Source organism: Streptomyces sp. NPDC043861, assembly GCF_056435905.1.
In genome coordinates this window covers 389,577-399,109 of the sequence record NZ_JBWKDP010000006.1, presented here as the reverse complement: position 1 = coordinate 399,109, position 9,533 = coordinate 389,577, and the positions used below count along the sequence as shown (strand labels likewise).

Below are 9,533 nucleotides of genomic sequence, written 5' to 3'. Positions count from 1 at the left end.
CGCCCGGTAACATTCCGAACCCGGAAGCTAAGCCTTTCAGCGCCGATGGTACTGCAGGGGGGACCCTGTGGGAGAGTAGGACACCGCCGAACAATCATTTGCCTCAACCCCCGGACATTGTCCGGGGGTTGAGGCATTTTTGCGTTGTGCCTACCTGCACTCGAACGACTCGAACGACTCGAAGGACGGAGTGCTCGTCGACGGTGAGCAGGCCTCCCGCATCGTCCTGGCGTGTGTGTCCGACCGGCCTCGCCCACCCGAGGGTTCACCGCGACGACGGAGCCCGCGAAGCCGCCGGGAGCCAGAGCACCCTCTTCGCGGACATGGCGGAGCTTCCCGTATTGCTCGCCTGATTCATCTACCCACGGGTACGCGCGCCGCTTACGCTGTCCGGCCATGACGAACGCGGATGCGCGGTTGCGGCACGGTCGGGCCTCGTTGGCGCTGAGCTTCTTTGTGCAAGGGGTGACCTTTGCCCTGCTCGTGACGCGTATACCTGCCATCCAGGACCGTTACGGGATATCCGACGGGCTGTTGCCCGTGTTTCTGGCTGCGGTGCCGGTGCTGGCCGGCGCCGGCAGTGTGGGGACCGAGAAGCTTGTGGTTCGGCTGCGGCCGGGAGCCGTGCTGCGGTGGTCCCAGCCGGTCGTGCTGCTGGCGCTGCTGGCGGTGGGCGCCGGTACCGACATGTGGCAGCTGGCGGCGGCTCTCGGGGCCTTCGGGCTGGCGGTCGGTGCACTGGACGCGTCCATGAACATGCTGGGGGTGAGCCTGCAACGGGCCTATGGGCGCAGCATCATGCTCGGCTTCCACGCCGCGTACAGCCTCGGTGGGATTGCGGGTGCGTCGCTCGCGTGGGTGGGAGCGCACGGGGATGTCCCGCTCGCGGTGTCGTACATGCCGGTAGTCGCGGTGCTGCTGCCTGTGGCCCTGGTCGGCAGCCGCTGGTACGTGGATGCGCACAACAGGCCGGAGGCCCAGGGAGATGCGCCTCGGGGCGGCGGGAGGGTCACGTTCCCGCTGCTGCTCCCGCTGTGTCTGGTGATGACTTGCGCGTACATCGGGGATTCGACGGTCTCCAACTGGAGCGCGAAGTATCTCCAGGACGTGCTGGGCGGATCGGAGGAGCTGGCGACCGTGCCCTACAACGCGTACATGGTGACGACGCTCCTCGGTCGGGCGGTGGGTGATCTCGGCGTGCGGCGTTTCGGGGCAGTGGCGGTCGTGCGGGGCGGGACGGTGCTGGCCGCCGGCGGATTCGCGGTGGTGGCAGTGGCTCCCGGGGCCTGGGTGGGGCTGGCCGGGTTCACTCTTCTGGGACTCGGACTCTCTGTCGTCGTCCCGCAGACGTTCGCGGCGGCCGGCCGATTGTTCCCGGGTGCGAGCGATGTGGCCGTCGCGCGGCTGAATGTCTTCAACTACGTGGGCTTCTTGATCGGGTCGCCTCTCGTGGGCGCCCTCGGGGATGCGTGGAGCTACCGCGGGGCGATGCTCGTGCCGATGTCGTTGGTGCTTGTGACGTTGCTGTATGCCCGGTCGTTCGCGAAGGAGTCCGCCCTATACGGTGGCGTTCATGAGCGGCCGCACACTGTTGATGTGGGACGAAGCGGTAACGAAGTATGACTTCGGGGCCGGACATCCGATGGACCCGGTGCGCCTGGCACTGACCATGGGCTTGGTACGGGCGTACGGGCTGGACCACGCGTTGGATGTGGTCGCTGCCAAGCCTGCGGGGGCGTCGACGCTGCGTCTGGTCCACCGTGAGGACTATGTCGCGGCGGTTCGGGCGGCGTCCGAGGACCCCGGATCGGCGGATCAGGCGTACGGACTGGGGACGATGGACGACCCGGCCTTCGCCGGAATGCACGAGGTCTCGGCGCTGATCGCGGGGCAGTCCGTGGGCGCGGCGGAGGCTGTGTGGCGCGGTGAGGCCGTGCATGCGGTCAACTTCGCCGGCGGACTGCATCATGCGATGCCGGGGTCTGCATCCGGGTTCTGCATCTACAACGACGCGTCCTTGGCCATTGCCCGGCTGCTGGAGCTGGGGGCCGAGCGGGTCGCGTACGTGGATGTCGACGTGCACCACGGGGATGGGGTGCAGACGGCGTTCTGGGATGACCCGCGGGTCCTGACGATTTCTCTGCACGAGCATCCACGGATGCTGTTTCCCGGTACGGGGTGGCCGCAGGAGACGGGCGGTGAGGGCGCGGCCGAGGGCTCGGCCGTGAATGTCGCGCTGCCGCCGGGCACGGGGGACGAGGGATGGCTGCGTGCGTTTCACGCGGTGGTCCCCGAGCTGCTGGCCGACTTCAGGCCCCAGGTGCTGGTGACGCAGCACGGGGCGGACACCCACTTCGAGGATCCGCTGGCACATCTCGCGGTGTCACTGGACGCGCAGCGGCTGGTGCAGGAGGCGTGTCACGCACTTGCCCACGAGTGCGTGGAGGACGGTCGCTGGGTCGCTCTGGGTGGTGGGGGATACGCGGTGGTGGACGTCGTGCCGAGGTCGTGGACACACTTGGTGGGGATCGCGGCACATGCGCCGGTGGACCCGGACTCGGTGCTTCCGTCGTCGTGGCAGGACGAGGTGTACGCGCGGACACGGCAGTTGGGGCCGGGCCGGATGACCGACGGACGGACACCGGAGTGGAGGGCGTGGGAGGACGGGTACGACCCGGCCGACCGGCTCGATCAAGCGGTGCTGGCGACGAGGCGGGCGGTGTTTCCGCTCAGGGGGATGCTGGCCTGAGGGCTGTCCCCGACATCGGTACGAGGGCGTTGCTCCGTCGTGCGAGCGTATGCGCCGAAGGCCGTGGCGCCCCGCCCTCCGGGCGGCCGATGCACTGCCGGGCGGCCATGACCTGGGCCTCCTCCTGCCCGGGGCGGAGAGCCGGTCGCCGGCTGGGCGCGGGCGGCCTGGTGCCTGGGCGTCGGCTTCTCGGCCGGTCTGCGGTGGGCGGCGCCGTCGGCCCGACGGCGTGGGGCAAATGCCCTTGAGGGACCGGGCGTTAGGCCGATTGTGGGGCTTTGCCAGGGTTTCTCGGCGCGTGGTGCGGGGCTGCGGGAACATCGGCATGTGTTGAGCAGGGGAGCGCTGCGGGCGCATTTGTTGGCGGCGAGACTGGCGGGGTCGGTGGCGACGTCGCGGGAGGAGAGCCTGCGCAGCTATCGCCTGTTCGCGGCGCGGGATCCGCGGGTCACGCTCGGGCTCGCTCCCGAATGGGTATGGGCTGAACGGGATTTGATCGCACTGATGGCCGACAGGTGTGGCGTTTCGGACAATCTTGATCACGTTTCCGGGCTGGATACGATCAACCCCGAAAGGACACTGAACCGGCTGGATGCCTTCGCCGACCGGCTGGCCGAGGCGGCCGAGAGGCGTGTGCCGGTGCTCCTCGGGACCGGGCATCCGCATCGGCTGCTCGGGTTCTACGCCGCTCTGGCAGACGCCCTGTCGGCGGCAGGCTGTCCTGTACTCACACCCGCGCAGGGGCGATGTGTCGACATAACGACCCGGTTCGGCGTACGCACGTACAACCTCGACTACGTACGAGGAGTCGCGGTGGTGCGGGAACCGGGGGCGCGGGGCGCCGGGCGTGAAACCGGCGCACACACCCATTCACCGCTCCCGGTCCGGGTCGCTCTCGAGGGTCTCGCCGAGGCCGGAGGGCCGCTTCCCGGGCTGGTCGTCGGGGACCACGGTTGGGTCTGCGGAGCAGGTCAGCTCGGGTTTGAGGCCATCGGGCTGGCGGATACGGACGACCCCGCGCTGTTCGTCGGCGAGGCCGAGGGCCGAGTGTCGGTAGCCGTTCCGCTTGATGACGCTGTGCGGTCCACTTACTACCGGCCGCTTACTCGGTATGTACTCAATCGAGCGTGTCTGTCACAGTAAACGGCTGACGGCTGCTCCTCTTCCCCACTCGCACCACCCGCCCCTAGTCTGGTGAGTGAGCGCACAGCGACGAAGAGTCACCGGAGGGGAAGCCGGTGTGCGTCGTGTGCGGAAGGTACAGGTGGGTCATGGCTGCTGGCGAGAGGCCTCTCAACGAGGTCAAGTTCCTGACCGTGGCGGAAGTCGCCTCGGTGATGCGCGTGTCGAAGATGACCGTGTACCGCTTGGTGCACAGCGGTCATCTGCCGGCGATCAGGGTGGGGAGGTCTTTCCGGGTACCGGAGCAAGCGGTTCACGAGTACCTCCGCGAGTCTTTCGTGGGGGTCGAATCCGCCTGAGGCACCCCTCGGATTACTTGCTCGGAGCTCGGGCCGGTAGGCTAGGCCGACGTAGGTCGTGTGGGCCCAGACGCCCCGCACCGAGTGAAGAGAAGTGAGCGAGGGTAGTCGTGGGCTCTGTTATCAAGAAGCGGCGCAAGCGGATGGCCAAGAAGAAGCACCGCAAGCTGCTCAAGCGCACGCGCGTTCAGCGTCGCAACAAGAAGTAAGCGGCAGCTGTCCGTGAACTACGCGGCCCTCCCACCATCACGGTGGGAGGGCCGCGGTGCGTCGTGCGGCGTTGGGGGCAATGAGCCGTGAAGACTGGCCTGCGGTCATCACAGCGCAACATCAACCCGCTACGGTGACGCCTAGGGGAGAACCGAACGGAAGGCGCTGATCTTGGGCAAGGTCGTGCTCGTCACCGGTGTGGCCCGGCAGCTCGGGGGCCGCTTCGTACGCCGCATCCAGCGGGACCCCGAAGTGGAGCGGGTGGTCGGCGTGGATGCGGTGACTCCCGAGCACCATCTGGGCGGCGCGGAATTCGTCCGTGCGGACATCCGCCAGCCGGCCATAGCCCGTGTGCTCGCCGAACACGGAGTCGACACCGTCGTCCACATGGATGTCACGGGCACCCCCCTGGGTTCGGGCGGCAGGACCTCGGTCAAGGAGACCAACGTCATCGGCACCATGCAGCTGCTCGGTGCCTGCCAGAAGTCGCCGACCGTCAAACGGCTGGTCGTCAAGTCCAGCACCAGCGTGTACGGCTCGGCCCCCCGTGATCCGGCCGTGTTCACCGAGACCACGCCGCCCAAGTCGCTGCCGAGCGGTGGCTTCGCCAAGGACGCGGTGGAGGTCGAGGGGTACGTACGCGGGTTCGCGCGCCGCAGGCCCGATGTGGCGGTGTGTGTGCTGCGCTTCGCGAACATCCTCGGACCTCGGGCCGACTCCCCGCTCGCCGACTACTTCTCGCTGCCTGTCCTGCCGACGGTCCTGGGCTACGACCCACGGCTGCAGTTCGTCCATGAGGACGATGTCATCGAGGTGCTGCGGATCGCGTCCCACGAGCCGCGCCGTGGCACGCTCAACAGCGGCACCTTCAATATCGCCGGCGACGGGGTGCTGCTGCTCTCGCAGTGTTCGCGGAGGCTGGGCAGGCCGACGGTGCCGGTGTTGCTGCCGGCCGTCACCTGGGTCGGCTCCGCGCTGCGCACCGTCGGGGTGACCGACTTCTCTCCGGAGCAGATCCGGCTGCTCACCCATGGCCGGGTCGTGAGCACGGTTCAGATGCGGGAGACCCTGGGCTTCGACCCCGAATACACGACGGTGGAGACCTTCGCGGAATTCGCGCGCAGTCGTGCGCCGGGCCTGCTGCCGCCGGAGGCGGTGGCCAGGGCGGTGGACAGGCTCGCCACTCTGCCGACGGCGGCAGGCTGCAGGAGAAGCGCGCGCACACACCCGAGCACCACCGCGACGAGCATGGCGAACAGCACCCAGAGCGCCGGATAGCGCCGGATAAGGAGCGCAAGCAACGATGGCGGACGCCAAGGTCATTCCGTTCGACGACGACCGGTCACGCACGGGCGCGCCGCAACGCCCGGCGCGGCGCCGCGCCGGGACGGGCCGGCGAAAGACCCCCGCCGAGGCGGTGGCGATGCGTGAGGTGCCGGTCGGTGCGGTGCCTGGGCAGCCCGAGAGGGAGCTGCCGGGCGCTGCGGGCCCGCTGGGTGCGGCGCGGGAGACCGGCCCCGTACGGAGTGCCGCGAACGGCAGCCAGCCAGTGGAAGAGCCCCGAGTGCAGGAGGCGGGCGACCGGAGCGGCGACAGCGGCCGGGACGGCCACGGCGGCGAGGGTGGATGGGAACGGCGGATCGCGGGCGGGCTGGCCTTTCTGCGGCGCCGGCTCACCGGGGACTACGAGGTCGACGAGTTCGGCTACGACAAGGAGCTCACCGACCAGGTGCTCATGTCGCTCGTACGACCGCTGTACGAGAAGTACTTCCGGGTCGAGGTGAAAGGCATCGAGAACATTCCGTCGGAGGGCGGGGCGCTCGTGGTGGCCAATCACTCCGGGACGTTGCCGCTCGACGGGCTGATGATGCAGGTCGCCGTGCACGACAAGCACCCGGCAGGCCGTCATCTGAGGCTGCTCGCCGCGGATCTCGTCTTCATGCTGCCGGTGATAAACGAACTGGCACGTAAGGCCGGGCACACGCTGGCGTGTGCGGAGGACGCCGAACGGCTGTTGCAGCAGGGTGAGGTCGTCGGCGTGATGCCCGAGGGGTTCAAGGGCATCGGGAAGCCCTTCGGCGAGCGGTACAAGCTGCAGCGGTTCGGGCGTGGTGGTTTCGTCTCCACGGCGCTGCAGGCGGGTGTCCCGATCGTGCCGTGCTCGATCGTGGGGGCGGAGGAGATCTACCCGATGATCGGCAATGCGAAAACGCTGGCGCGGCTGCTGGGGTTCCCCTACTTCCCGCTGACGCCGACCTTCCCCTGGCTGGGGCCGCTCGGGGCGGTGCCGCTGCCGACGAAGTGGACGATCCAGTTCGGCGAGCCGATTCCGACGGACGGCTACCCGCCCGAGGCGGCCGAGGATCCGATGCTCATGTTCAACCTCACCGACCAGGTGCGGGAGCAGATCCAGCACACGCTGTACAAGCTGCTGGTGCAGCGGCGGTCCGTGTTCTTCTGACCCGCGTGTGGTCCGTGACGGTCCCGTACACGGTCGAGGGGAGAGGCCCCTGGTGGGTGCCTCTCCCCTCAACCGTCAACGCTTGCGGTCGGTACGCCGGTCGGCCGACCGCTAGTCGTCCTCCGCTTCGATGCCCAGGCCCGGAAGTAGTCCCGGCAACAGTGGCGGGAGCGTGACGTCCGGTACGGGCGGCGGTGTCTGAGCCCCTCCGGACGGGGCGGACGGTGTCGTGCTGTTCTGCGGAGGGTCTAGCAGGCCGCCCGTGTTGCCCCCGAGCAGGCCGTCGTCCTCCGTCGTGCCCGAGCCGGACGGGTGGGGCCGGTTGTCGGTGCCCGTCCTGCCGGCGGAGGGCGTGGAGTACGACGGCTGGTCCGTGCCGTACGAACCGGTCGAGCCCGTGGAGCTCTCGGGGGTCGCTCCAGGGCGCTGGGACCTGCCGGTGCTGTCCCTCTCGGGAGCGCGCGGCAGCAGCGACTGGAGCGGTCCGACCTCCTGGTCTATGGCGTCGAAGACCGAGCTCACCTCGTCGCCGACATCAGTGAGCTGGACCGGAAGGCGTGTCCTCAGTCCGTCCCATGCGTCGCGGTGGGAGCGGGAGAAGGACGAGAGCGTCGCGATGGGGCCGAGAGAGCCGTCCCGCTCGTACGCCTGGTGCAGGAGCCTGTGGCCTTCGGTGGCGTCCTGACGCATTCCGGTCAGGGCACGCCTGACCTCGCCGAGCGATTCGTGGTCCAGCTCGCCGGCCCGGCCGCGCTCCATGAGCCGACGGGCCTCGCTGAGCCGTGTCGAGGCCTGGTCGAGATAGAGCTCGCCGCGGTCGGCTTCGTCGTCGGCCATGCCGAGCCTGAGGTCCTCCATGCCCCGTTTCAGCCCGTAGAGCGAGTCACCGGGGAGGGCGTCGGAGCTGGCAGCGGCCACCCCGCTGAGGGCGCCGGCCGCGACTCCCACGGTGAGGCCGCCGGCCGCGAGGCCCTTGGACCATCTGGAGCGTGGGCGTAGTTTCCGGAGCGGTGATGCCCGGTGGGCACCGCGGCCGGAGGTTCGTTGCTCCGGGACGGCAGGGCCCCCGGACGCACCCCCTCCGAAGGCTGTGCCCTCGAGGAGCATCGCCTCCATGGCGGCGACGAGCTGCGCTCGCTGCACCACCTTGACCTCGGGGTCCAACTCGGGCTTCGGCAGTTTGCCGAGGCCGTTCGCCAGGGCCAACAACCGCCCCTGTTCGGCCGGTTCGGCAGAATCCACGGGTTGGTCGGCCGCCGCGCCCCGGAGCGTCTGATCCTCCAGGGTCTGGGCGAAGGCGTTCGCCCGCCGGTGCGCCGAAACGTTCGCGATCACTGGCGGCACCTCCTCTCGTCATGACGATCGACTCCCCGGGGGGTCCGGAAGGTTGCACGCCTTGAGCACATCCACACGAACGAGTGAGTGGCTGCGAGCAGGGCGTGACCGCAGGGAGCCTGCATTCCGCACAACGAGCGGCTCGGCAGTTGGGTTACGCGCGAAGGATGATCGGACCAGTGCGTCATCAGCCGCTCACGGGTGGTGAGTTGAAGGAACAGGGCAGCGTGGGGGGCTGGATGTGGGGTCTGGTTCGTGGGGGGACGGGGAGAGGGCACAGGAACATCGAGGCAGGGGTCGCAAGGGGAGCGGAGGGGCCGAGAAGAACTCGGGAGCGCGGAGGAGGGTCAGCGGGCGTCGTCGGGGAGGAGCCTTGCCAGGGTGCGGACTGCGCGGTACTGGAGGGTTTTGATCGCGCCCTCGTTCTTGCCCATCACCCGAGCGGTCTCGGCCACCGACAGGCCCTGGAGGAAGCGCAGAGTGACGCACTCCTGCTGCTGGGGGTTGAGCTTGCGCACCGCTTCCAGCAGTGCGGCGTTCGAGAGTGACTCGAGCACCGAATCCTCGGGGCTGCGCTCGACCTCGTTGGCGTCGAGCATCTCGCCGGTGGTCACTTCCAGTCGGAATCGGCTCGACTTGAAATGGTCGGCGACCAGATTGCGCGCGATCGTGACCAGCCAGGCGCCGAAGTCGCGCCCCTGCCAGGTGAAGGTGGAAATGCGGCGCAGGGCGCGCAGGAAGGTCTCGCTGGTGAGGTCCTCCGCCGTCGCCTTGCCGCCGACGCGGTAGTAGATGTAGCGGTAGACCGTGTCGCTGTACTGGTCGTAGAGACGGCCGAAGGCGTCGGCCTCACCGGCCTGGGCGCGCTCGACCAGCTCCATCATGCGCGCGCTGTCGCTGTCGGCGCTGGGGCGGCGGGCCGTGGCCGACGTACCGGCGCCGCGGCCGCCTCGTCTGCCGGCTTCCCGCCCGTCACCCGACGACCGCCGCCCCTCGACGACGCCGCTGCGCACCGGCCCCTTCTCGATTCCGTCCGTCAGGGCGTAGCAGGGACCGGCAGGGCCGAGGGCGGCAGTGCCCGGCGCTGCGAAAGCGGGGACGGCGTACGCGGTGGGGACGAAGCCGCGCAAGTGGTCGAGGACCGTTGCGCGCAGCGTAGCCAGGCCCGAGGCGTCAACCCCGACGTGTGGGTACACGGGACTCCCAGAGGCAGAGCTTCCATCACGTGCAGTGCGGGACCGTTCACTCGTCGTGGCGACGTGCGGGGTCCTGTATGCGTCTGAGGAGAATAACGCTT

At 69.1% G+C, this 9,533-nt stretch carries 9 protein-coding genes and 1 rRNA gene; 8 read left to right on the top strand and 2 right to left on the bottom strand.

Annotated features, from left to right (window positions below):
- The 8 genes from rrf to AC068D_RS17610 form a co-directional block, all read left to right on the top strand.
- A 5S ribosomal RNA gene (rrf, locus tag AC068D_RS17645) occupies positions 1-92 on the top strand; the annotation flags it as partial.
- Between the two features lie 304 nt (positions 93-396).
- Positions 397-1,623: an MFS transporter gene (locus AC068D_RS17640; protein ID WP_478823910.1), complete on the top strand. Its 1,227-nt coding sequence runs from the start codon at positions 397-399 to the stop codon at positions 1,621-1,623.
- On the top strand, positions 1,574-2,749 hold the full coding sequence (locus AC068D_RS17635) for an acetoin utilization protein AcuC (RefSeq protein WP_478823909.1): 1,176 nt from the start codon (positions 1,574-1,576) through the stop codon (positions 2,747-2,749). The genes AC068D_RS17640 and AC068D_RS17635 overlap by 50 nt, the downstream gene beginning before the upstream one ends.
- Positions 2,750-3,076: 327 nt before the next feature.
- Positions 3,077-3,892, top strand: coding sequence for a phosphatase (locus AC068D_RS17630; RefSeq protein WP_478823908.1), 816 nt, complete (start codon positions 3,077-3,079; stop codon positions 3,890-3,892).
- A gap of 128 nt (positions 3,893-4,020) precedes the next feature.
- Complete coding sequence (locus tag AC068D_RS17625; protein ID WP_158687078.1) at positions 4,021-4,230, top strand: helix-turn-helix domain-containing protein; 210 nt, start codon at positions 4,021-4,023, stop codon at positions 4,228-4,230.
- Positions 4,231-4,340: 110 nt separating this feature from the next.
- Positions 4,341-4,439, top strand: a complete 99-nt coding sequence (locus AC068D_RS17620) for a 30S ribosomal protein bS22 (protein WP_003948845.1) — start codon at positions 4,341-4,343, stop codon at positions 4,437-4,439.
- 172 nt (positions 4,440-4,611) lie between these two features.
- Positions 4,612-5,718 carry an NAD-dependent epimerase/dehydratase family protein gene (locus AC068D_RS17615; RefSeq protein WP_478823907.1) on the top strand — a complete coding sequence of 369 codons (1,107 nt, stop codon included), beginning with the start codon at positions 4,612-4,614 and terminating at the stop codon, positions 5,716-5,718.
- 25 nt (positions 5,719-5,743) lie between these two features.
- Positions 5,744-6,901, top strand: coding sequence for a lysophospholipid acyltransferase family protein (locus tag AC068D_RS17610; protein ID WP_478823906.1), 1,158 nt, complete (start codon positions 5,744-5,746; stop codon positions 6,899-6,901).
- Positions 6,902-7,012: 111 nt separating this feature from the next.
- Here the strand turns inward: AC068D_RS17610 and AC068D_RS17605 are convergent, their stop codons facing one another.
- Both AC068D_RS17605 and AC068D_RS17600 read right to left on the bottom strand, forming a co-directional pair.
- Positions 7,013-8,236 carry a DUF5667 domain-containing protein gene (locus tag AC068D_RS17605; RefSeq protein ID WP_478823905.1) on the bottom strand — a complete coding sequence of 408 codons (1,224 nt, stop codon included), beginning with the start codon at positions 8,234-8,236 and terminating at the stop codon, positions 7,013-7,015.
- Positions 8,237-8,583: 347 nt separating this feature from the next.
- Positions 8,584-9,432, bottom strand: a complete 849-nt coding sequence (locus tag AC068D_RS17600) for an ECF subfamily RNA polymerase sigma factor, BldN family (RefSeq protein WP_478823904.1) — start codon at positions 9,430-9,432, stop codon at positions 8,584-8,586.
- Positions 9,433-9,533: the final 101 nt, after the last annotated feature.